General features: G+C 71.2%; 21 protein-coding genes and 1 pseudogene. 11 read left to right on the top strand and 11 right to left on the bottom strand.

The window, feature by feature from the left end; genetic code table 11:
- Positions 1-75: 75 nt before the first annotated feature.
- On the bottom strand, positions 76-2,097 hold the full coding sequence (locus ADL12_RS00355; protein WP_062697156.1) for a beta-galactosidase: 2,022 nt from the start codon (positions 2,095-2,097) through the stop codon (positions 76-78).
- A 183-nt stretch (positions 2,098-2,280) separates the two neighbouring features.
- Here ADL12_RS00355 and ADL12_RS00350 point away from each other — a divergent pair, with 183 nt between their 5' ends.
- The 6 genes from ADL12_RS00350 (at position 2,281) to ADL12_RS00325 (ending at position 7,462) form a co-directional block, all read left to right on the top strand.
- Positions 2,281-3,609 carry an ABC transporter substrate-binding protein gene (locus ADL12_RS00350; protein WP_062697154.1) on the top strand — a complete coding sequence of 443 codons (1,329 nt, stop codon included), beginning with the start codon at positions 2,281-2,283 and terminating at the stop codon, positions 3,607-3,609.
- Complete coding sequence (locus ADL12_RS00345; RefSeq protein WP_062697152.1) at positions 3,606-4,529, top strand: carbohydrate ABC transporter permease; 924 nt, start codon at positions 3,606-3,608, stop codon at positions 4,527-4,529. Before ADL12_RS00350 ends, ADL12_RS00345 begins: the two co-directional genes overlap by 4 nt.
- Positions 4,526-5,434 (top strand): carbohydrate ABC transporter permease, encoded by a 909-nt coding sequence (locus ADL12_RS00340; RefSeq protein WP_062697150.1) that lies wholly within the window; start codon positions 4,526-4,528, stop codon positions 5,432-5,434. Before ADL12_RS00345 ends, ADL12_RS00340 begins: the two co-directional genes overlap by 4 nt.
- On the top strand, positions 5,431-6,462 hold the full coding sequence (locus ADL12_RS00335) for a LacI family DNA-binding transcriptional regulator (protein WP_062697148.1): 1,032 nt from the start codon (positions 5,431-5,433) through the stop codon (positions 6,460-6,462). Before ADL12_RS00340 ends, ADL12_RS00335 begins: the two co-directional genes overlap by 4 nt.
- A gap of 161 nt (positions 6,463-6,623) precedes the next feature.
- The gene (locus ADL12_RS00330) at positions 6,624-6,974 is read left to right on the top strand and encodes a VOC family protein (protein ID WP_062697146.1); all 351 of its coding nucleotides are present in this window, start codon (positions 6,624-6,626) and stop codon (positions 6,972-6,974) included.
- Between the two features lie 98 nt (positions 6,975-7,072).
- Positions 7,073-7,462 carry a MarR family winged helix-turn-helix transcriptional regulator gene (locus tag ADL12_RS00325; protein ID WP_062697145.1) on the top strand — a complete coding sequence of 130 codons (390 nt, stop codon included), beginning with the start codon at positions 7,073-7,075 and terminating at the stop codon, positions 7,460-7,462.
- Between the two features lie 31 nt (positions 7,463-7,493).
- On the opposite strand, the gene pqqB is transcribed toward ADL12_RS00325, so the two are convergent.
- On the bottom strand, positions 7,494-8,345 hold the full coding sequence (gene pqqB / locus ADL12_RS00320; protein ID WP_062697547.1) for a pyrroloquinoline quinone biosynthesis protein PqqB: 852 nt from the start codon (positions 8,343-8,345) through the stop codon (positions 7,494-7,496).
- Between pqqB and ADL12_RS58250 the strand changes: the two are divergent.
- A pseudogene (locus ADL12_RS58250) lies at positions 8,264-8,752 on the top strand (FAD-linked oxidase C-terminal domain-containing protein); the annotation flags it as partial. The gene pqqB and the pseudogene ADL12_RS58250 sit on opposite strands and share 82 nt — an antisense overlap.
- Positions 8,753-8,895: 143 nt before the next feature.
- On the opposite strand, the gene ADL12_RS00315 reads toward ADL12_RS58250, so the two are convergent.
- Both ADL12_RS00315 and ADL12_RS00310 read right to left on the bottom strand, forming a co-directional pair.
- Positions 8,896-9,294 carry an SseB family protein gene (locus ADL12_RS00315; RefSeq protein ID WP_062697143.1) on the bottom strand — a complete coding sequence of 133 codons (399 nt, stop codon included), beginning with the start codon at positions 9,292-9,294 and terminating at the stop codon, positions 8,896-8,898.
- A gap of 76 nt (positions 9,295-9,370) precedes the next feature.
- The gene (locus ADL12_RS00310) at positions 9,371-10,612 is read right to left on the bottom strand and encodes an acyl-CoA dehydrogenase family protein (RefSeq protein ID WP_062697545.1); all 1,242 of its coding nucleotides are present in this window, start codon (positions 10,610-10,612) and stop codon (positions 9,371-9,373) included.
- A gap of 185 nt (positions 10,613-10,797) precedes the next feature.
- Between ADL12_RS00310 and ADL12_RS00305 the strand changes: the two genes are divergently transcribed.
- From ADL12_RS00305 to ADL12_RS00295, 3 genes are read left to right on the top strand one after another with little or no spacing between them, the layout of a single operon-like run.
- Entirely contained in the window at positions 10,798-12,132 is a 1,335-nt protein-coding gene (locus ADL12_RS00305) for a phosphoribosyltransferase family protein (protein ID WP_062697141.1), read from the top strand.
- 58 nt (positions 12,133-12,190) lie between these two features.
- On the top strand, positions 12,191-13,516 hold the full coding sequence (locus ADL12_RS00300; RefSeq protein WP_062697139.1) for a hypothetical protein: 1,326 nt from the start codon (positions 12,191-12,193) through the stop codon (positions 13,514-13,516).
- A 25-nt stretch (positions 13,517-13,541) separates the two neighbouring features.
- A complete protein-coding gene (locus tag ADL12_RS00295; protein ID WP_062697137.1) occupies positions 13,542-14,456 on the top strand; it encodes a peptidoglycan-binding domain-containing protein in 915 nt (304 codons plus the stop codon).
- An 18-nt stretch (positions 14,457-14,474) separates the two neighbouring features.
- Here ADL12_RS00295 and ADL12_RS00290 read toward each other — a convergent pair whose 3' ends face one another.
- From ADL12_RS00290 to ADL12_RS00270, 5 genes are read right to left on the bottom strand one after another with little or no spacing between them, the layout of a single operon-like run.
- Positions 14,475-15,242, bottom strand: coding sequence for a Type 1 glutamine amidotransferase-like domain-containing protein (locus ADL12_RS00290; protein ID WP_062697135.1), 768 nt, complete (start codon positions 15,240-15,242; stop codon positions 14,475-14,477).
- Positions 15,239-15,787, bottom strand: coding sequence for a cysteine hydrolase family protein (locus ADL12_RS00285; protein ID WP_062697133.1), 549 nt, complete (start codon positions 15,785-15,787; stop codon positions 15,239-15,241). Before ADL12_RS00285 ends, ADL12_RS00290 begins: the two co-directional genes overlap by 4 nt.
- Complete coding sequence (locus ADL12_RS00280; protein ID WP_062697131.1) at positions 15,784-17,286, bottom strand: purine-cytosine permease family protein; 1,503 nt, start codon at positions 17,284-17,286, stop codon at positions 15,784-15,786. Before ADL12_RS00280 ends, ADL12_RS00285 begins: the two co-directional genes overlap by 4 nt.
- 47 nt (positions 17,287-17,333) lie before the next feature.
- The gene (locus tag ADL12_RS00275) at positions 17,334-17,897 is read right to left on the bottom strand and encodes a TetR/AcrR family transcriptional regulator (protein WP_062697129.1); all 564 of its coding nucleotides are present in this window, start codon (positions 17,895-17,897) and stop codon (positions 17,334-17,336) included.
- Positions 17,898-17,900: 3 nt separating this feature from the next.
- Positions 17,901-18,596, bottom strand: a complete 696-nt coding sequence (locus tag ADL12_RS00270) for a type 1 glutamine amidotransferase domain-containing protein (RefSeq protein ID WP_062697127.1) — start codon at positions 18,594-18,596, stop codon at positions 17,901-17,903.
- A 128-nt stretch (positions 18,597-18,724) separates the two neighbouring features.
- Between ADL12_RS00270 and ADL12_RS00265 the strand changes: the two genes are divergently transcribed.
- Positions 18,725-19,687 carry a LysR family transcriptional regulator gene (locus tag ADL12_RS00265; RefSeq protein WP_079051772.1) on the top strand — a complete coding sequence of 321 codons (963 nt, stop codon included), beginning with the start codon at positions 18,725-18,727 and terminating at the stop codon, positions 19,685-19,687.
- A gap of 34 nt (positions 19,688-19,721) precedes the next feature.
- On the opposite strand, the gene ADL12_RS00260 is transcribed toward ADL12_RS00265, so the two are convergent.
- Positions 19,722-20,198 (bottom strand): (2Fe-2S)-binding protein, encoded by a 477-nt coding sequence (locus ADL12_RS00260; RefSeq protein ID WP_062697125.1) that lies wholly within the window; start codon positions 20,196-20,198, stop codon positions 19,722-19,724.
- Positions 20,199-20,206: 8 nt separating this feature from the next.
- Positions 20,207-22,549 carry a molybdopterin cofactor-binding domain-containing protein gene (locus tag ADL12_RS00255; RefSeq protein ID WP_062697122.1) on the bottom strand — a complete coding sequence of 781 codons (2,343 nt, stop codon included), beginning with the start codon at positions 22,547-22,549 and terminating at the stop codon, positions 20,207-20,209.
- Positions 22,550-22,557 lie beyond the last annotated feature (8 nt).

Raw genomic sequence — 22,557 nt, 5'->3', positions numbered from 1 at the left:
GGGTGTCCCTCACCTGGGCGGTGAGGAGCCCCTCCGCCCGCGGCTCGTGGCACGCGCGGGCGGAGGGGAGTCGGCTCAGCCGTCGAGTCGTACGACCCGGACGGCTCCCGCGGGGACCTCGAGGCGGCCCGCGGCGCGTTCACCGGTCAGCAGCTCGGTGCCGGGCGTCTCGAGCGGCACCTTGGCGTCCGACGCGGTGTGGTTGACGGCGAACAGGTAGCTGCCCGACTCGCCGGCGCGACGCACGACCTCGACGTCCCGGGGCAGGTCGACACGCGGCGCGACCTGCGCGTCCTCGATCGCCCAGCCGAGCAGCGCGTCGAGGCCCTCGGCGCCCAGGCGGGTGGAGACGTACCAGGCGGTGCCCTCGCCGAGGCGGTGCCGGGTGACGGCGGGGTGGCCCGCGGTCAGTCCGTCTGCGTACGTCCAGACGGTCTCGGCGCCGCGCGGGACGACGAATTCGGTCCACACGTCGCCGCTGAGCTCGGAGCCGTCCGGGCCGGTGATGCGCACCAGCTGTTCCCGCAGCAGCGGCGAGAACTCCTCGACCGTCAGGCCGAGGACGTCCCGCAGCGGTCCCGGGTAGGCGCCCTCGTGCACGGCGTCGTGCTCGTCGACGATGCCGGAGAAGTACGACACGACGAGGGTGCCGCCGTTCTCGACATACCGGAGCAGATTGCGGCCGGCCGCCTCCGTCATCAGGTACAGCGCGGGTACGACGACAAGGGGATAGGCCGACAAGTCGGCTTCCGGGTGGGCGAAGTCGACCGTGAGGTGGCGGTCGTAGAGGACCTCGTAGAAGGCGTCGGCGCGCTCGCGCGGGTCGTGGTCCTCGGTGGGGCGCCAGTCGAGGTTCTGCGCCCACCAGGAGTTCCAGTCCCACAGCATGGCCACGTCGGCCTGCGTGCGGGTGCCGCGGACCGTGCTCAACGAGTCGAGGGCGGCGCCGAGTTCGACGACCTCGCGCCACACGCGCGTGTCCGTGCCGCCGTGCGGCAGCATCGCCGAGTGGAACTTCTCGGCACCGCGCCGGGACTGCCGCCACTGGAAGAACATGGCACCCTCGGAGCCGCGCGCGACGTGGGCGAGGGAGTTGCGGGCCATCTGGCCGGGGGCCTTGGCGGGGTTGCGGGCCTGCCAGTTGACGCCCGAGGTGGAGTGCTCCAGGAGGATCCAGGGCGCTCCCCCGGCCACCGAGCGCGTGAGGTCGGCAGCCATGGCGAGGTTGACGTGGGTGCGGCGGCCGTCGGTGATCAGGTAGTGGTCGTTGGTGACGAGGTCGACCTCACGGCCCCAGGCCCAGTAGTCGACGGAGTCGCACTGGCTGAGGGCCGTCATGAAGTTGGTCGTGACCGGGACGCCCGGCGAGAGGCGGTGCAGGATGTCCCGCTCCATACGGAAGTTCTCGCGCATGGTGGCATCGGCGAACCGCTTGTAGTCCAGCGCCTGGGCCGGGTTGACGGCCGTCGGCGTCGCCCTCGGCGGGTTGACCTGCTGGAGGTCGGTGTAACGCTGGCCCCAGAAGGCGGTGCCCCAGGCCTCGTTGACTGCGGCGACCGTCCCGTATGTCGCCGCCAGCCAGCGCCGGAAGTGCGCGGCGCAGGAGTCGCAGTAGCAGGCCGAGACGGGGACGCCGTACTCGTTGTGCACGTGCCACATCGTGAGCGCGGGGTGGTCGCCGTAGCGCTCGGCGAGCTGGGTGGTGATGGTCGCGGCGGCGGCGCGGTAGTCGGCGTTGCTGTGGCAGATGGCGGCGCGGGAGCCGAACTCGTAGCGCACGCCCTCCGGCGTGACGGGCAGGGCCTCGGGGTGCGCGCGGTAGAACCAGACCGGCGGGCAGACGGTGGGGGTGCCCAGGTCGACGCGGATGCCGTTCTCGTGCAGCAGGTCGAAGAGGCGGTCCAGCCAGCCGAAGTCGTACACCCCGGGTGAGGGCTCCAGCAGCGCCCAGGAGAAGATCCCGACACTCACCATCGTGACGCCGGCCTCCCGCATCAGCCGGACGTCCTCGTGCCAGACGCTTTCCGGCCACTGCTCGGGGTTGTAGTCCCCACCGAAGGCGAGCCCGGTGAGGCCCCTGGGGTTGGTCTCCGGCATGGATCTCTCCCGTTTGGTCGATCATTTGGGAACGTGCACACACTGGATCGGCGGTGCGAGCCCAACATAACCGCACAGCAACAACCATTGACAAGTGTCCGGGATGTTTCTCTACTGTGAACGCTCACAGAAGCATGGCGGGCCCTCGCAGCAGGCGGAGGCCCCAGGTCAGGGGAGAGATCCATGCCCATCACGAAGCGTCGGCGACTCGTTTTCAGAAGTGCGGCCACCTGCGTCGCCGTCGCCCTCGGCGCCACCGCCCTTGCCGCCTGCGGCTCCGAAGACGCCGGCGAGGACCCTTCGGGTCCGGTCTCGCTGACGTACTGGACCTGGACGCCCGGGATGGACAAGGTCGTCGACCTGTGGAACAAGGGCCCGGGCAAGAAGGACCAGATCACGGTCACGGTGAAGAAGCAGGCGTCCGGCGACACGCTGGTCACCAAGATCCTCACCGCGCACAAGGCGGGCAAGGCCCCGGACCTGGTCCAGGCCGAGTACCAGGCGCTGCCGACGCTGGTCAGCAATGACGCCGTCGCGGACATAGCGAGCGAGGTCGGCGACGCGAAGGACAAGTTCGCCGAGGGTGTGTGGCAGCAGACCACGCTGGGCACGGACGCGGTCTACGCGGTCCCGCAGGACATCGGGCCGATGATGTTCTACTACCGCCAGGACCTCTTCAAGAAGTACGGGCTGAAGGTCCCGGCCACCTGGGACGAGTTCGCCGAGACCGCCCGCGCGCTGAAGAAGAAGTCCCCCGACACGGACCTCACCACCTTCTCCGCCAACGACTCCGGCCTCTTCGCGGGTCTCGCCCAGCAGGCCGGCGCCAAGTGGTGGACGACCTCCGGTGACAAGTGGAAGGTCGGCATCGACGACGCCGCCTCCCAGAAGGTCGCGGGGTTCTGGGGCGACCTCGTCAAGGAGGGCGCCATCGACAACCAGCCCATGTACACCCCGGCCTGGAACAAGGCGCTCAACACCGGCAAGCAGATCGCCTGGGTCAGCGCCGTGTGGGCCCCGGGCACCCTGACCACGGCCGCGCCCGACACCAAGGGCAAGTGGGCCATGGCCCCGCTCCCCCAGTGGTCGCAGTCCGAGGACGTCACCGGCAGCTGGGGCGGCTCCTCCACCGCCGTGACCACGGACTCCAAGAACAAGGCGGCCGCCGCCAAGTTCGCCGCCTGGCTGAACACCGACGGCGACGCGCTCAACGCGCTGGCCAAGGAGAGCGGCATCTACCCGGCTTCCACGTCGGCCCAGCTCAGCGGCGCCTTCACCACGCCGCCGGACTACTTCTCCAACCAGCCCGACTTCTACACGAAGGCCGCCGAGATCGCCGAGACGACGGCACCGTCGGCCTGGGGCCCGAACGTGAACGTCGCCTACACGACCTTCAAGGACGCCTTCGGCTCCGCCGCCAAGAACAAGTCGGACTTCGTCGCCGCCCTGAAGACCATGCAGGACGACACGGTCGCCGACCTCAAGAAGCAGGGCTTCGGGGTCTCCGAGTGACCAGCACAAGCCGGAGGGCGTACGGGGTGAAGGGGGCCCCGTACGCCTTCCTCCTCCCCGCCACGATCCTCTTCGCTCTCTTCTTCGCACTGCCCATCGGCTACGCGGTCTGGCTCAGCTTCCGCAAGGTGAAGGTCTCCGGGCTCGGGCTCGGTTCCGGCGCCCGCAAGGAGGTCTGGGCCGGGCTGGAGAACTACACGGACGCCCTCACCGACAACGAGCTGGTCGGCGGAGCACTGCGCGTGCTCGGCTACGGCTGCATCGTGGTGCCGGTGATGCTGGGCCTCGCCCTGCTGTTCGCGCTGATGCTCGACTCCGACAAGGTGCGGCTCGCGCCCTTCACCCGGCTCGCGATCTTCCTGCCGTACGCCATCCCCGGCGTCGTGGCGGCGCTGCTGTGGGGCTTTCTGTACCTGCCGGACGTCAGCCCCTTCTACTACGTGCTCGAGAAGCTGGGCCTGCCGCAGCCCGACCTGCTGGACGGCGGGCCGCTGTACCTCGCCCTGTCGAACATCGCGGTCTGGGGCGGCACCGGCTTCAACATGATCGTCATCTACACCTCGCTGCAGGCGATCCCGGCCGAGGTGTACGAGGCGGCCAAGCTGGACGGCGCCACGCCGCTGCAGATCGCGCTGAAGATCAAGATCCCGATGGTGGCGCCCTCGCTGGTGCTGACCTTCTTCTTCTCGATCATCGCCACGCTCCAGGTGTTCAACGAGCCGACCACCCTCAAGCCGCTCACCAACTCCGTGTCCACGACCTGGAGTCCGCTGATGAAGGTGTACCAGGATGCCTTCGGCAAGGGCGACATCTACGCGGCGGCGGCCCAGGCCACGATCATCGCCCTCGCGACGCTGCTGCTGTCCTTCGGGTTCCTGCGGGCCGCGAACCGTCGCCAGAAGCAGGAGGCAGCACGATGAGTTCTCTTGCCGTCGGCAAGGCCGACACCGCAGCGGGGGCCACGCCCGGCACCGCGCAGAGCCGGCCGCCGCTGCGCAGCCGGATCGCGCTGATCCCGACGGTCACGCTGCTGCTCGGCGCGATCTACTGTCTGCTGCCCGTGGCGTGGGTGGTGATCGCGGCGACGAAGTCCGGCAGTGAGCTGTTCTCCACGTTCACCTTCCTGCCGGGCACGGGCTTCGCCGACAACTTCTCGGATCTGAGCGCCTACCGCGACGGCGTGTACTGGCAGTGGATGGGCAACTCCGCGCTGTACGCCGGTCTCGGCGCGCTGCTGTCGACGTGTGTGTCGGCGTTCAGCGGCTACGCGCTGGCGATCTACCGCTTCCGCGGCCGCGAGACGATGTTCAACGTCCTGCTGGCCGGTGTGCTGATGCCGCCGGTCATCCTCGCCATCCCGCAGTACCTGCTGCTGGCGAAGGCAGACCTGACGGACTCCTACCTGGCGGTGCTGCTCCCGCAGATCCTCTCGCCGTACGGCGTCTACCTCTCGCGGATCTACGCCGCCGCGGCCGTGCCCGGCGACGTGGTCGAGGCCGGTCGGATGGACGGGGCGAGCGAGTGGCGGATCTTCACCCGGGTCGCGCTGCCGATGATGGTGCCCGGCATGGTGACGGTGTTCCTCTTCCAGTTCGTGGCGATCTGGAACAACTTCCTGCTGCCATACATCATGCTCAGCGACGACGAGAAGTTCCCGATCACGCTCGGCCTGTTCACGCTCCTCGAACAGGGCGCCAACACGCCCGCGCTGTACACGCTGGTGATCACCGGCGCCTTTCTCGCGGTCATTCCGCTGGTGGCGCTCTTCCTGGTCGTCCAGCGGTTCTGGAGCCTCGATCTGCTCTCCGGAGCCGTAAAGTCATGACCATGAGCAACACGGGGGGCCGACGCAAGCCGCCGACTATCCACGACGTGGCGCGCGAGGCCGGAGTCTCACGGGGCACCGTCTCGCGGGTGCTCAACGGCGGGCACTACGTCAGCCCGACCGCGCAGAAGGCGGTCAACGCGGCGATCCGCAGGACGGGTTACGTCGTCAACCGGCATGCCCGCTCGCTGATCACAGGGCGTTCGGACTCGATCGGCTTCCTGCTGACCGAGCCGCAGGAGAGGTTCTTCGAGGACCCCAACTTCAATGTCCTGCTGAGCGGCTGCACGCAGGCGCTGGCCGCGCACGACATTCCGCTGCTGCTGATGCTGGCGGGCACGCGGGACGAACGGCGCCGCATAACGCGGTACATCACGGCGGGGCACGTCGACGGGGTGCTGCTGGTGTCCAGCCACTCCGGTGACCCGGTGGCCGAGGAGCTGCGCGAGGCGGGCGTGCCCCTCGTCCAGTGCGGCAAGCCCATGGGGCTCGGTTCCAAGGTGAGTTACGTGGCCGCGGACGACCGGGACGGCGCCCGTGACATGGTGCGCCACCTGCTGTCGCTGGGCCGCCGCCGGATCGGCATGGTGAGCGGCCCGCTGGACACCCCGGGCGGTGTCGATCGCCTCGCCGGCTACAAAGAGGTGCTCTCGGAGGCGGGCGTCGAGATCGACGACCGGCTCATCGTCTCCGGCGACTACAGCCGGGCCAGTGGCGAGGCAGGCGCCGAACGGCTGCTGGCGCAGGCCCCGGACATGGACGCCTTGTTCGTGGCCTCCGACCTGATGGCGCAGGGCGCCCTGACGGCGCTGAACCGGGCGGGCCGCCGGGTGCCCGAGGACGTCTCGGTGGGCGGCTTCGACGACTCCAGCGCGGCCACGGAGGCCACGCCCGCCCTCACGACGATCCGCCAGCCCTACGACCGCATCAGCGCCGAGATGGTGCGGTTGCTGCTCGCGCAGATCGGCGGCGAGGACCCGGCGGCGGTGATCCTGCCGACGGAGCTGGTGAAGCGGGAGTCGACGTAACGGCGGCACACGGGCCGCGAGGGCGCGCCGCACGGTGATCAGCCGTGGGCGCGCCCTCGGTGTGCGATCGGTCAGGAATCGAGAAGTCCGGGGCCGCTCCCCCGTCCTAGCGTGAAGCCACCGACGAAACACGTCGGAGCACACGTCATCGGGAGAACGCCATGACCGCCGGAGTCAACACGATCATCTACCCCGTCAAGGACCTCGACCGGACGAAGGCCCTGTTCAGGGCCCTGCTGGGCACGGAGCCGTACGCGGACGAGCCGTACTACGTCGGCTTCAAGGACGCCGGGCAGGACGTCGGCCTGGACCCCAACGGGCACGCGAAGGGCATGACCGGTCCGGTCCCCTACTGGCACGTCGACGACATCAGGGCGACCCTCACGGCCCTGCTGGAGGCGGGCGCCGAGACGCTCCAGGACGTCCACGACGTCGGCGGCGGCAGGCTGATCGCCTCCGTGAAGGACGCGGACGGCAATCTCGTCGGGCTGCTCCAGGACCCGACCGGCTGAGAGCCCGCTGTGACGCGCTCCCGGGGCGGTCGCGCTTCACTTGCGCACGCACTAGTTGCACAGTCAACAAATGGCCGGTTTGGTGCTACCGTGCCGGTATGGCAGTGAAGACGGCCGACGCAGGGCTCGAGGAACGGTGGCGGGACATCCTGTCGGTGCACGCGCGCACCATGTGCGAGATCGACCGCGTACTGCACCCGCACGGTCTGGGCGCGAGCGACTTCGAGGTGCTCGACATCCTCGCGTCCGCGACGCCCGAAGAGGGCGAGCAGTGCCGGGTGCAGAACCTCGTCGGACGGGTCCACCTCAGCCAGAGCGCGCTGTCCCGGCTCATCGGCCGGCTGGAGAAGGATGGCCTGGTGGAGCGTTCCGTCTGCGCGGAGGACCGGCGCGGCGTGTTCGTCGCCCTCACCCGCAAGGGCCGTGACCTGCACGCCGAGGTCCTGCCGCTGCAGCGCGACGCGCTGGCCCGGATGCTGGGCGGCTGACGCCGGACGCCGGGGGCTCAGACGAAGGGACCTAGAGCACGAGCTCCGCCCCGTCCGGGAGGACTTCGACGCCCGCCTCGGACACCTGCGTGCGAGCCGCCGAGGCGGGGTCGAGCAGGGGGTTCGTGTCGGCCAGGTGGGTGTAGATCCGCCGGGCCTGCGGGTGGCGGGTCAGGGCGCTGAGGCTGCCGTCGGGTCCCGAGACGGGCAGATGACGCCCGGCCTGCGTCGCCTCGTCTGCCGTGAAGTGCGTGCCGTCCAGTACAACGCAGTCCGCCTCTTCGACGAGGTCGTCCAGCATCGGGGTCCACGCACTCACGCGGGGCACGTAGACGAGGACGCCTCCGGTGGCCAGATCCTCGATGCGGTACGCCGTCACCCAGCGGTGGTCGTTCGCCCGGCCCGGCACGTACGCCGACGGCTCACCGGCGACGGGATGCGCCGTGGCGACCAGGCCGCCGGACAGCACGAACCCGCCCTCCGTCAGGCTGTCCGCCCACTCCCCCGGGGCGTGGCGGTCGAGGGCCGCCCGCGCCGGGGCCAGGGCGGCGAGCACGGGCGGGGCGGCGTACGTCTTGAACCCCGCCGTTCCGCGCAGCACGGCCAGGCCCGCCACGTGATCGGCCTCGGCGTCCGTCAGCAGCACGCCCCGTACCGGAGTGTCCCGGGGGCCCGGCCACAGGGCGGGGTTGGCGGTGAGCCGGGCGCGGATGTCCGGCGAGGCGTTCAGCAGCCACCAGTCGCGGGAGTTGCCGGTGACGGCCGCGCATTCCGGGGTGCGGGCAGGCAGCTTGCCGTCACGTGCGGCGGCGCACCGCGCGCAGGCGCAGTTCCATCGCGGGAACCCGCCTCCGGCGGCGGTGCCCAGCAGGACGACCCTCAAGACGACCCCCACCCCTTCGCGTCAGTCCTCCCGGTGGGATCTTCCCTCTCCATACGGCCGAAGCACCCTGCAAGAGGGGGCAGTTCCGGCCGACCTTCGCAGGCTGCACGAGCGGGCTGGTCGAGCAGGCTGGTCGAGCAGGCCGCACGGCGGTTGCACGGCAGTCGCCGTCACTTCCGCGGCCGTCATTCCTGGCGCAGCAGTTCCCGTACGGCGCGGAAGGCGGCCTCGGTCGTCGCCGGGTCCGCGCGGGGGCGGGCGAGGGTGCTCATCGGGATCGGAGTGACGAGCGGCAGGCCCTCGTGACGTGCCCGTCCTTCTTCGCGCTGGCGCTACGCCTCGGCGGAACGCTGACCGGGGAGCACGGGGCGGGTGTGCTCAAGCGGCAGTGGGTGGCGGAGGCGCTCGGGCCTGCGGCCCATGCCGTGCAGCGGCGGCTGAAAGAGGCGTTCGATCCGCGGGGGAGTCCTCAACCCCGGAAAGGCGCTGTGCGCGCGAAGGGGAGGAGCGGCTTCGGTGCCGCTCATCCCCTTGGCGTCGTGGTCCGGCGCTACGGCCTCGCCAGCAGGGTCCGTACGCCCTCCGACGTCAGAGTCAGGGGGTGTGCGGAGCCGCCGTCTATGGTGAGGGCCAGATCGTCGGCCGGCCACTGCGAGGCGAGTGCGCCCAGCGGTACCAGGCGGTAGCGGGAGACGAAGGGCAGCAGTTCGGCCATCGCGGGCTCCGAGGTGAACACGGGGACGACCGGCTCGCCGCCCGCCCTCTCGATGACCGGCAGCGCCACGGCGCCCGGGTCGGTGGCGTCCTGCTCGGCGTCGTCCGGGACGGGGACGAGGACGTCGCTGCCGGCGAGCATGTCCATCGCCGCCCTGTCCTCGGTGTTGTCGGCCAGCGCGTCCAGCGCCCGCCGGGCCGGTGTGGCGGTGTTGTCGTTCGCGGGTGTTTCCATGGCAGATCCCCTGGTAGCGGCGGTCAGGCGGTCCTGCTCGCGTACCCGATCCGGACCGGAGCATTCCTGTGGCTGTTCAGGGGATCAACGGAATGTGGCCGGAGGGCAGCCCCAGGCGGTCGCAGCCGACCCGGCGGGCGAGGGGCTCGGCCATGCTGGGGCCCACATGGGTCCAGTACGTGGCCGCGTCCCGGAAGTAGCGCTGCAGCCGCTCGCCGTCGCGCGCGTGCCGGGAACCGGCCGTGCGGAAGAGGGTGCCCTGCAGGACGTCCCAGGTCATCCGGCCCGCGTTCAGGAACATGAGCGCGAGGCGGTTGTCCTCGGCGGTGGTGAAGGGGGCGTCGCCGGTGGTGTTGCGCCGGCAGGTCTCCATCCACTCCTCGGCGGTGCGCTGCAGTGCCGCCTCGGCCGTGTGTATCACGCCGAGGGCCTCACCGAGGTGCCGCTGGTAGTCGTGGAGGTCGGCGCGGGTGCGGTCGGGTTCCAGGGTGAGGGGGCGGTCGGCGATGGCACGGGCGTACTCGTCGGCGGCGGCGTAAGCGGTGCCGGTCATGATGGCGGCGAGTTCGCCGTGGTAGAAGCTCGGCGCACGGCCGGCGTACATGGGGTTCCCGTGCAGCTCGTAGCCGACGCTGCCGCCCTCGACCGGCAGGTCGAGCAGGCTCGCCTCGCAGGTGAGGTACGCGGGGATGCGGGCCTGTTCCATGTGGATGCTGTTGGAGCCGCTGCCGCGCAGGCCGAGGACGCCGTGCCAGTCGTCGAGCACCGTCCACACCGAGCGCGGGGCGACGAACAGCACCGGCGGTCCCGGTGGGCCGCCGGGCCGGTCGGGGGCCCGCAGGGTCTGGCCGACGTAGTGGGTGGAGTAGGGGGCGCCCGAGGAGTACGGCCAGGTGCCGTCGAGGACGACATGGCCGTCGCCGTCGGGCTGCGCGACGCCGATGGGCGCGACCGTGGACGCGGCACGGAAGTCGCCGTCGGCGCCGAAGATCTCGTCCTGCGCCTTCTCTCCGAAGAGCGTGGCGACCTGCAGGACGTGGGCGGCGGTGAGCGACAGGGCCCAGCCGGTGGAGGGGCAGCCGCGGGCGATCTCGGTGACGACGCGGTAGAAGGTGGGCAGGCCGAACTCGTAGCCGCCGTACCGGCGCGGCTGGAGCATCCGGTAGAAGCCGGCTCGCAGGAAGTCGTCGTGGGTGTCCTTGGGGTAGTGCGTGAGCCGTTCGGTCTCCGGCTGGCGTTCGAGCAGCACGGGCCGCAGGTTCACAGCGCGTTCGACGAGGTCTCGTTCGGTCGGGCCGGGCTCGGGAGCGGCGATCACGATGCCTCCTGACGTGTGGGGCCGTCCGTTCGTGCCGTGATGCGTGACGCGGTACGAGTGATTGAACACGGCAACCGCCTCGGGGGTACCGACCGGATATCGCCAAGTGCCGGGACCGCGGGCGAACAGTCGTAGCCTGAAGAGGAAGGGACAGGCTCCCGTCCTCGTGGGCGCGGGAGGCGTGTATGCGTTACGACGACCGCAGGGCGGCCGGGCAGCTCCTGGCCGAGGGGCTGGCGGAGCTGCGCGGCCAGGATGTCGTGGTGCTGGGGCTGCCGCGGGGCGGGGTGCCCGTGGCAGCCGAGGTGGCCCGCCGCCTCGGCGCCCCGCTGGATGTGCTGGTAGTGCGCAAGTTGGGCGTGCCCGACCAGCCGGAGTGGGCTTTCGGGGCGATCGGCGAGCACGGGGTCCGCGTCCTCAACCCGGACGTGATCGGCGAGGCCGGGCTGGATTCCACCGAGCAGGAGGCCGTCGAGTCGGTCGAGCGGGCCGAGCTGGAACGGCGCGTACGGAGTTACCGCCAAGAGCGGGACGCACTGCCGGTCGACGGCCGTACGGCCGTCGTGGTGGACGACGGGCTCGCCACCGGGGCCACGGCCGAGGCCGCCTGCCGGGTCGTGCGAGGTCAGGGCGCGGCCCGGATCGTGCTCGCCGTGCCCGTCGGTCCGGAACACAGTGTCGCCCGGCTGCGGCAGGTGGCGGACGACGTCGTCTGCCCGCAGACGCACCAGGTCCTCGGCTCGGTGGGCGCCTGGTACCGGAACTTCGCCCAGGTCTCGGACGCCGAGGTCACGTCCCTGCTCGCGGAGGCCGCCCGCGCCACTCCCCGCTCCCCCGACGTCGCAGGCCCGACCGAGCAGGCGGGACCCGTATCGCCGTCGGACCGCGAGGTGCTGATCCCGGCCGCCGGTGCGCGGGTCGGCGCCCGCCTGGTGGTGCCGGAGGGGGCGTCGGCGGCCGTGGCGTTCGCGCACGGCAGCGGGAGCAGCCGGCACAGCCCGCGCAACCAGTACGTCGCCACCGCCCTCAACCGCGCGGGCCTGGCCACCCTGCTGCTCGACCTCCTCACCGACGACGAGGCACACGACCGGCACAACGTCTTCGACATCCTGCTGCTGGCGAGGCGCCTGCACGCCGCGTCCCTGTGGCTGCGCGGTGAAACCGGCCTGCCCGTGGCCTACTTCGGGGCCAGCACCGGCGCCGCCGCCGCGCTGGAGGCCGCCGCGCTGTCCGGTTCCGACGTCCGCTCGGTCGTCTCCCGCGGCGGCCGCCCCGACCTGGCCACCCCGGCGGCGCTGACCCGCCTGCGGGCGCCGACCCTGTTGATCGTCGGCAGCCGTGACACCCAGGTGCTCAGCCTCAACCGCCTCGCCGCCGACCGGATGCACTGCGAGCACCGCATCGCGGTCGTCCCCGGCGCCACCCACCTCTTCGAGGAACCCGGCACCCTCACCACCGTCGCCGAACTGGCCCGCGACTGGTTCACCACCCACGCCGACCGGCTCCCCGCTCCCTTCTGAAGCGATCAGTCAGCCCACCGCTCCCTCCAGGATCAGGGTCAGGCCGGCCCTTGCGCCGGTGCGCAATGACCTGCCGCACGACATCACCGCATTCACCGGGCGCCGGACGGAGTTGGACACCTTCCTCGGCGCCGCGCGGAACACGACGATGGTGGCGATCGACGGCATGGGAGGCGCTGCGGGTGCTGCTGACCGCGCTCGGGTCGCCGCCCGGCAGGATTCCCGACGGGGTCGCCGAGCGGGCCGCGCTGTGGCAGTCGGAGCCGGCGGCGCGATCGTGCTGCTGGACGGCGTCCAGCCGATCTCGCTGGACGTCCTGCCGACCCAGAAGGCGGCGGAGCTGTTCGTCGAATCCGCGGGCGGCACTCGTCCCGGCGATGTCGGCGAGGTGCTGCGCCGGTGCGGGAACCTGCCGTTGGCCATCCGGGTGGCCGCCGCGCGGCTCAGACACAGGCCCGCGTGGACGCTCGACACCCTGATGGAACGGCTGCGCGAGAGCGAGTTGGCGGTGTCGGACGTGTTCGAGATGTCGCTGCGGCAGCTCGACCCCGCCCAACGGAGGATGTTCGGGCTGCTGGGGCTCGTACCAGGCGAGGACATCGACGCGTACGGCGCCGCAGCCCTGGCCGGGATCCCGCTGGCCAACACCCGTTCCCTGCTGGAGGACCTGGTCGACGTCCATCCGGTCCAGGAGTCGGCGGCGGGCCGTTACCGGATGCACGACCTGCTGCGGCAGGCCGCCCGTGCCGACGACGCCGCGGCGGACCCCGGACCGGCGATCGCCCGGCTGGGCGACTACTGCCTGAGCGGCATGCCGGCCGTGACAGAGGTGATCGAGCTGGTCGTCACCCCCGTGCCGGTCATCGTGTCGCAGCAACCTCCCGCGCTTCCCGACCTGTCCCGTGACGGAGCCCTCGACTGGCTGGACGCCGAGTGGGCCAACATCACCGCGACATTCTCGCTCGCCGTGGAGTCGGGGATCGATGCGTCGGCGGTCGGGCTCGGCCAGTTCGCCTTCGTGATCTCCCTCGGGCGGCGTGGCGGCATGGCGCAGGTGTGCCGCGGGCTCGAGGTCAGCATGCCCGCCGCCGAAACGCTCGGCGAGCGCCGGGTGCTCGCCTCTCACCGGTGGCCGCGGAGGGCGACATCGTCGGCCAGGCGTGCTGCCGGCCCTGACCGCCGCCGTGAGCCTGAGATCACCGAAGCCCTCGACGCCGCCCGACCGGACGCCGACCCGCGCAACCACAGAGTGTCCCGGGGCCCCGCGCCCCGGGACACAGCGCTGCTGGGCCGGGGCGGCCGGTTCTCGACGGTCCGGAGAGACCGGTTCCGCCAATTCCCGGGCTCATGGAGATCACGTGCAGAAGGTCTGCTTGAATTCTGAACATCTGCACGGAGAGGTACCCCTCGTGAGCGAACCGAACGGCCCTGTCTGCCCCGAGTGCGGCACCCCTCGGGCAACGGACGGCACACCGGCCTGCTCGTGCGGCCGCCTCGCGTCCGACGCCCATCGCGAGACGCGCACGGCTGAGGCGGCGGCCGCGGAGGACTTCGATCCGGTGCGGATACGGCCGTTCGTGGAGCTCGGTGGCGGCTCGGCGGACGACGGGGATCCGGACGGCCCGCCCCTCGTCCCCTCGACGGCGCCGCCCGCCGTCGACCCCGGCCTCTCCGAGGTGCCCCAACTCGGCGAAGACGAACGGCAGTCGGCGGACCCGCAGTCGCCGGCGAGCACCTGGCGCGGACGCTACACCCTTGTGATCACCGGAGTGTGCGCCGCACTGGCCTTCCTGCTGACGGGAGCGTTCGCCAGCGGGCTCTTCACGTACGACAGCCCCTCGCGGGAGGGGGCACTCCCCGACGGTGTGCGGGCGCCTCTGCCCGACGGTTCGGCCCCGGAGGACAACTCCCCTGGGGAGCAGTCGGAAGGCACATCCTCCGCGGCGGCGTCCCCGAGCCCGACCGCGTCGCCGAGTACGCCCCCGACGGGCGGCTCGGACGATCCGAACCCCTCCCCCACGCCGACCGGCACCCCGTCCGGCCCCGGCACCACCGCAAGTGCTTCCCCCACCCCCGCGCCGAGCGCCCCGCAGGACGCGGCCCCGGTCCTCCGCCTCGCCGACCAGGGACCGGAAGTCACCGAACTCCAGCTCCGCCTCCGCCAGATCGGCTACTACGGCGGAGCCGTCGACGCCGACTACGACCGCGAGGTCGAGAGCGCGGTGCGCACCTACCAGCTCACCCGCGTCATCCTCAGCGACGAGTCCGGCGTCTACGGCAAAGCGACCCGGAGGTCACTGGAATCCGAGACCTCGGAGCCGTGACTTCTCGGCCTCGACTGGTCATCGCCGCAGGTCCGCGGCTTCGGCGTCGGTGCCGGCGCCAGTGCCCGTGCCGGTGCCGCGGGACAGGACCCGGCACGCAAGCACACGCTCGTCGACGTCACCGCCCCCGTCCGTCACCCGGTACACGTACGCCCCCGGAACCCGGGACACGGTCTCCGTGAGCCGACCGTCCGTGAAGAGGGCGCCGGTGCCGTCATCGAGGGCCCACCCTGCGGGCAGGGCGCCCGTCGCCACGGCCGACCGGTAGGAAGGGCGGCGCCCGGGTTCGCTGTCGTAGTGCGGGCACACCGAACCCGGCAGCAGGCCCAGGCCGTCCGGCAGGAAGGTGAGCGGGCCGAAGGAATCGGTGTGCGAGGCCTCCGCCCAGCAGTTGGCGCCCGCGCTGATACCGCACAGCAAGCTTCCCTGGTCGTAGGCCTCGCGCAGCAGGCGGTCCACGCCGTGCACGCGCCACACGGCGAGGAGGTTGGCTGTGTTGCCGCCGCCCGCATAGACGACGTCCTGAGCGAGCACGAACGCACGCAGCGCGTCGTCGTCGAGCTTCCTGTCGAACAGGCGCAGGACGGAGGGCTCGCAGTCCGGGCGGGCACGGAAGGCGGCGAGGAACTTCTCGATGTACGCGGGGGCGTCACCGCTGGCGGTGGGCAGGAAGCAGACCTTGGGGCGAGGCGTACGCGCCTGCCCCAGCACCCAGTCGTCCAACAGGCCGTCCTCGTCGGTGGAGAAACCTCCACCGACCAGGGCCAGGCGATGCGGGTGGCTCATGTCGTCTCCTCCAGCAGCTCGGCGACCGTCGTCACCCGGATCAACGGCCGGTACAGGTCCAGCACCTGCAACGCCTTGGCGTGCGAGTCGTCGTCCGCACCCGCGCAGGCGTCGGCGACCACCAGCACCTCGACGCCCGCGTCAGCGGCCGCCAGGGCTGTCGACAGGACGCAGCAGTCGGTGCTGACGCCGGCCAGGACCAGGCGGCCTTCCGGGGTGGCTCGTCGGGCGAGTTCCGGGGTCCATTTGCCGAAGGTGGTGGCGTCCAGTACGTGCTGTGCCTGATCCATGAACTCGTCCGTCAGCTGCCAGAGTTGGGCCTCTGGCGGTTGCAGGGCGAAGGGCCACTGCTCGTAGTACGTCCGCCAGGCGCCTTCCGGTTCTCCGGGTGCCACGAAACGGGTGAAGGCGACCCGGTCCCCGAAGGCCGGCAGCAGGCGCCGTACGCCTGCCGCCGCTTCGGCGAATCGCGGGGAGGCCCAGGGGCTGTCGGGGTCGGCGAAGACGCGCTGCATGTCGATGACGGCGAGCCACCCGGCGGTCATACGGCCGCCCCCTCGTCCGCCGCCGGGCTCGGCACCTGCGCCTCCTGTTCACGGACGCGCCCGCGCCGCAGCACCAGCGTGCCGAGGAAGCCGAGCGCGAGGGCGGCAAGGACTCCGAGGTTGGCGTACGCCCAATCGCCGGACCTGCCGCCCAGGCCCAGTGGGCCGAGGAGATAGCCCTGCCACTCCAGCCAGCCCGCCGCCGAGTTGGTGACCAGGCCCCAGCCGAGGGCCGTGGCAGTGAGGGTCAGGAGCAGCGGAGTGAACGGTACGTCGCCGTAGCGGCCGGTCGGGCGGTAGAGGTCGGGCTCGTCGTAGTCGCGGCGGCGCAGGGTCAGGTCGGCGAGCATGATGCCGCACCAGGCGGCGATGGGGACGCCGAGCGTGGTGAGGAAGCCCATGAACGAGCCGAGGAAGTCGTCGGCGACGAACACGATGTAGACCGCGCCCACGATCATCAGGAGGCCGTCGACCAGCGCGGCCACATAGCGGGGCACGCGCAGGCCCGCCGAGAGCAGGGCCAGGCCCGAGGAGTAGATGTCGAGGACCGCGCCGCCGACGAGGCCGAGGACGGCGACGACGGCGAACGGGACCAGGAACCAGGTCGGCAGGATCGTCGTCAACGCGCCGATCGGGTCTGCGGCGACGGCGGCGCTGAGCTCGTCGGAGGAACCGGCCAGCAGGAGTCCGAAGACCAGCAGGAGCAGCGGCGCCAGTGAGGCGCCGAAGGCGGTCCAGCCGATCACGCCCCCGCTCGACGCGGTGCGCGGCAGGTAACGGGAGTAGTCGGCGGCCGCGTTGACCCAGCCGAGGCCGAAGCCGGTCATCATGAAGACGAGCGCGCCGATGAACTCCTGGGCGGAGCCCGCCGGTACGGCGCTGACGGCGGACCAGTGGATGTGGTCGGCGACGAGGGCGACGTAGACGACGGTGAGCACACCCGTGACCACGGTGATCACGGTCTGCAGCCGCATGATCAGGTCGAAGCCCATGACACCGACGACCACGGTCAGCACGCCCACCAGGACGAGGGCGACCACCTTCGTCCCCGTACCGCCGCCCCAGCCGAGCCTGCCGAACACGGTCGCGGTCGCCATGGTGGCGAGGGCGCACAGCACGGTCTCCCAGCCGACGGTGAGGATCCAGGAGATCACCGACGGCAGGCGGTTGCCGCGCACGCCGTACGCGGCGCGGCCGAGCACCATCGTCGGCGCGGAGCCGCGTTTCCCGGCCACGGCGACGAACCCGCACAGCAGGAAGGAGAAGACGATGCCGACGACTCCGGCGACCAGAGCCTGCCAGAACGAGATCCCGAAGCCGAGCGCGAAGGCACCGTAACTCAGGCCCAGGATGGACACGTTGGCCCCGAACCAGGGCCAGAACAGGGTCCGTGGGGTGCCTTTGCGTTCGGTGTCCGCGATCACGTCGAGGCCGTGGGTCTCCACCTGGAGCTTTCGGCCCGGGGAGCGGCCGTCGAGAGGGTCCGGGGATGTGATCATCCCGGCATCGTCGCACCGCTCACTCCGCCGGGGAAGACGGAGGCCGATCAGTGGGACGCCGCGGCGGCGCCCAGCAGGCCGGTCAGCAGCGCGTCCGTCGCGGGCCCGAGCAGTCGCTCGCCGTCGGGTGTCGATTCCAGGCCGGTGACCAGGGCGAGGCAGACGTCGGCTGCCTCGGCGGGCTCGATGGTGGCGGGCGTGCCCGCCTCGGTGAACAGGGCGGTCAGCAGGCGCCGTAGATCCGCGGTGAAGGTGGCGCAGATGTCACCGAACAACCGGGCCTTTTCGTCGAGGAGTTCGGCTGTGTGCGGGGAGTCCCCGGTGAGCCTGCGGACCAGGTCGAGCTTGGCGGTGAGGACGCCTTGTATGCGCGTCGCGTACGAGGCGGCCTCGGTCGAGGCGGCCTCCCGGGCCCGCCGCAGCGCCCGGGTGTGCAGGCGGGCGGCGAGCTGTCGGAAGGCGTCGTCCTTGCTGCGGACGTACTGGTAGACGGCCGACCGGGACACGCCCATCGTCGAGGCGATGTCGTCCATCGTGGTGCGCCGTACGCCGTACCGGGTCAGGCAGTCGTACGCGGCGTCGAGGACCTCGTCGAGCCGGTCGGCGGCCACCGTTCAGCCCAGCCTCTTCAGCATTTCGGCTGCGGCGGGTCCGGCGGAGGCGGGGTTCTGGCCGGTGACCAGGTTGCGGTCGACGACCACGTTCGGAGCCCACGGCTCGCCTTCCTGGTAGTCGGCGCCGATCTCGACCAGGCGGTCCTGAAGCAGCCACTTGGCGCCCGCCGCGAGTCCCCCCTGGGTCTCCTCGGCGTTGCTGAAGCCGGTGAGCCGGTAGCCGGCGAAGGCGTTGCCGCCGTCGGCATCAGTGGCGGCCAGCAGCGCGGCCGGGGCGTGGCAGACCACGCCGAGCGGCTTTCCGGAGGCGAGGGTGTCGACGAGGAGCTTGCCGGACGTGGCGTCGACGGCCAGGTCCTCCATCGGGCCGTGGCCACCGGGGTAGAAGACAGCGGCGTAGTCGTCGAGGTTGACGTCCTCCAGCTTGATGGGGTGCTGGATCTCACTGATCGAGGCGAGGGCGTCCGCCACCTTCTTCGCGCCCTCCTCGCCGCCGTTGAACTGCGGCGCCAGGCTGGCGTTGTCCAGGGGCGGCACGACGCCGCCCGGCGTGGCCACGACGACCTCGTGACCGGCGGCCTTGAAGGCCTCGTACGGAGCCACGGCCTCCTCGGCCCAGAAGCCGGTGGGGTGCTTGGTGCCGTCGGCCAGAGTCCATTGGTCGGCGCCGGTCATCACGAAAAGGATCTTCGACATGGGGTGCTCTTTCGGGGTTCGAGAGGCGGGTTTCCCGGGGTTCCTGACGCTGTGCGTACAGATCGTCAGTACGTCGTTGTCCCGACCGTACGCGCACCCTGCCATTGGAATCCAATAGGCTCAGGCATATGAGGTATAGGGATACCAATGAGGGGATAGGCAGAACCACCCTGCCTGATGGCGCGGCGCCGGTGGATCTGAACCTGCTGCGCACGTTCCTGGCCGTGTACCGCACCGGCTCCTTCACCGCCGCCGCCCGCCTGCTGGGCCTGTCCCAGCCGACGGTCACCACGCAGATCCGCGCGCTGGAGCGGCAGCTGGACCGGGAGCTGTTCCAGCGTCTGGCGCGCGGCGTGGCCCCCGCTCCCTACGCGGACGAGCTCGCCTCCCGGATCGTCGAGCCGCTGGACGCTCTCGCCACCGTCACGGGGCCGGGCGGCTCCGCCGACGTCCACCCGGCCGAACCCGTGCACCTCGCCGGGCCTGCCGAGCTGCTGACCCACCGCGTCATGCCCGCCCTCGCACCCCTGGTCGACAAAGGCGTACGGCTGCGCATCACCCCGGGCCTGACCGAGCCGCTCCTGGAGGAGCTGCGGGCGGGCCGCTACGACCTGGTGATCTCGACCTACCGGCCGCGCGGTCGCGCCCTGGCCTCGGTGCCGCTGGGGGACGAGGAGTTCGTGCTGGTCGCGGCTCCCGTCTGGGCGGAGCGCATCGGCGGACCGGCGCGGATCGAGGCCGACGGGTCCGCCCCACTGCATGGCGTGCCGCTGGTCGCCTACGCCGAGGACGTGCCGATCGTGCGCCGCTACTGGCGTCATGTCTTCGGCAAGCGTCTGGTGTGCCACCCGGCGGTCACCATGCCCGACCTGAACGCGGTGAAGGCCGCGGTGGCGGGCGGGACGGGGTTCAGCGTGCTGCCCCGCTATCTGTGCTCCGCCGAGCTGGCCTCGGGCGTGCTGGTCCTGCTGCACGACCCGGACGATCCGCCCATCAATACCGGCTTCCTCGTCCAGCGCCCGGGCTCTTCCGGGAACCCGCATGTCGCCCTGGTCCGCGACCACTTGCTGGCAACCGCCCGCGACTGGTGACGCCCGGACACCACAGCACACCCATGGGGCGTGTTCAGTACTTCTCCGCGCCCGCCACGATGGCCTCCCGGATGCGGTGGTACGTCCCGCAGCGGCAGACGTTGCGGATCTCGTCGAGGTCGGCCTCGCTGATCTCGCGGCCCTCCTCGCGGGCCTGGCGGACCTTGGCGACGGCGGTCATGATCTGGCCGGGCTGGCAGTAGCCGCACTGGGCGACGTCGTGCTCCAGCCAGGCCTCCTGCATGGGGTGGAGCTCCTTGCCGACCGTGGCGGGCAGGCCCTCGATGGTGGTGACCTCGTCGGTGGGGCGCAGGTCCTTCACGGGGACCGAACAGGGGTTGAACGCCTTGCCGTTGATGTGGCTGGTGCAGGCCTGGCACACGCCGAGGCCGCAGCCGTACTTCGGTCCGGTGACGCCCAGGACGTCCCGGAGCACCCACAGCAGCCGTACGTCGTCCTCGATGTCCACGGTGACGGGCTCGCCGTTGAGGATGAAGGTGTGTTCGGGCACGGTGGCTCCTAGAAGGCGCGGCTCAGGCCGTCGGTCGGGGACGCGGGGATCGGCGGGCTGGTGGGCAGTGGCTCGAAGCCGAGCGGTTCGCCGTGGTTGAGGGGGAACGTCGTCGGCATCGTGCCCGTCGCGCGTCCGTAGGCGCAGGCCACGGCCGCCATCGCGCCGGCCACGGCCAACTCCCCCGCGCCGCCGGGGGTTTCCGTCGTCGGCGGCATGACGACGATCTCCAGTTCCGGTGGGGTGTTCCACTGGCGGGTGTAGAAGTAGTTGTCCCAACTGCCTTCCAGGAAGTGCCCGCCTGCGAGGTGCAGCCCGGAGCTGAGGGTGATCGCGATGCCGTCCATGATGCCGCCCATCATCTGGGCCTGGAGGCCGCGGGGGTTGACGGCCAGCCCCACGTCCACGGCGCAGACGACCTTGGTCACACGCGGCCCGGTGTACGCGTCGGGAATCTCCCGACCGGTGGTCTCCGGGCGGCAGTCGATCTCCGCGAGGACGGCGACGTACGCGTGGTACTCGGGATGGATCGCGATGCCCTGCGCCGTCCCCGCCGGCATGCTGCGACCCCACTCCCCCACCTCGGCGACCTTGTCCAGGACGGCCCGAGCGCGCTCGTCCTTGAGGAAGGCGCGGCGGAACCGGTAGGGGTCCTTGCCCATGCGCTTGGCCAGCTCGTCCACCACCAGCTCCTGCGCGCACCGCACGTTGGGCGAGTAGATGTTGCGCATGGAGCCGGTGTTGAAGCCCTTGTCGGTCTCGCTGAGGAGTTGGGTGACGACGCCGAAGTTGTACGGAGTCTGCTGGGTGAGCGTGAAGATCGTCTCGGAGAAGGTGAGGTCGCCGACGGGCAGCCGGGCGGCCTCGGCCGTGATGATCTCGCCGACGCCGTGGCCGAAGTCGGTGGCCACGGAGGTGTGGCGCTGGTCGTAGGTGAGCACCTGGCCGAGCGCGTAGGTGGCGCGCACCCGGGAGGTGGACATGGGGTGGGTGCGGCCCTGACGGAAGTCGTCGGTGCGGTGCCACATCAGCTTCACCGGCTTGCCCATCGCCCGCGAGATCTCGGCGGCCTCGGCGGCGGCGTCGTAGAAGAGCTTGCGGCCGAAGGAGCCGCCGCCCTCGGTCACATGGACCTTGACCGCGGTGACCGGCAGCCCGAGCTTTCGCGCGATGTCCTCCTGGGCGGTGATCGGCGACTTCAGGCTCGCCCAGATCTCGGCCGAGTCCTCGCGCACGTCGGCGACGGCGCAGTTGGTCTCCAGGGCGCTGTTGCTGGCGAAGTGGAAGGTGAAGCGGGCGTCGACGGACTTGGTCAGCAAGTCCAGTCCGGGGAGCGGGAGTTCGGCCTTGCGGAGTTCGGTGCGGATGGAGTCGTCGGAGGCGTTCTCCGCTGTTCCCGGCTCCCAGGTGACCTCCAGCGCGCGTACCGCGTCGATGCATTGGCCGAAGGTGCGGCCGCGCACGGCGACGCCGGTGGAAATGCGTACGACGTCGGTGATGCCAGGCATGGCCCGTACGTCGTCGAGGTTCCCGACCGAGTGGACGGTGCCGTTGATCGTCGGCGGTCGGCACACCATCGTCGGCAGCGCGCCCGGGACATGCACGTCCATGGCGAACTTCTTGCGGCCGGTGACCGCCGCCAGCGCGTCAATGCGCCGCCGCCCGGTGCCGATGACCTTGAAGTCGGCGGGCTCCTTCAGGGTCACGGAGACCTGGCCGGTGGCCACCGAGGCGGCCTTCTCGGCGAGTTCGCCGTAGGTGAGGCTCTTGCCGGTCACCGTCGAGGTGATGACCCCCGCCTTCGCGGTCAGGGTGTCGAGGGCCTCCCCCAGTTCCAGCGCGGCGGCCCTGAGCAGCCGACCGCGGGCCACGGCGGCGGCGACGCGGATCGGGGTGAAGGTGGAGATGGTGGTGTTCGAACCGCCGGTGATCTGGTTGAACAGCAGCTCGGGGCGGGCGTCGGCGAGGGTGACGCGGATCTTCTCCAGCGGCAGGTCCAGCTCCTCGGCGATGAGCATGGCGCTGGAGGTGGTGATGCCCTGGCCGACCTCGGCCCGGGGCAGGGCGAAGGAGGCCGTGCCGTCGGTGTCGAGGCGGATGGTGATCAGGTTCGCCGTGGGCAGCGCGGCGTGGGTGAGCATGTCGTTGAGGTCGTAGATCTCGGCCGGGCCCGGTACGGAAGGGACCGCCGCGGCCGCCTCGGTGGGCGCCAGGGCCGCCTCACCGAGTGGGGCAGCCACGGTCAGCGTCGAGGCGGCCACCACGTACCCCAGGAATCTGCGCCGGCCGATGCCGTCCGGGGCGGCGGCTGATGGGGTCTCCGGCCGCTGGGGACGGTGGTGAGCTGCCATCGACTGTC

It is taken from the genome of Streptomyces regalis, from assembly GCF_001509475.1.
In the GTDB taxonomy this organism is placed as follows: domain Bacteria; phylum Actinomycetota; class Actinomycetes; order Streptomycetales; family Streptomycetaceae; genus Streptomyces; species Streptomyces regalis.
Note: the sequence above shows the minus strand (reverse complement) of the source record. Positions and strands in the feature narration are given on the sequence as shown.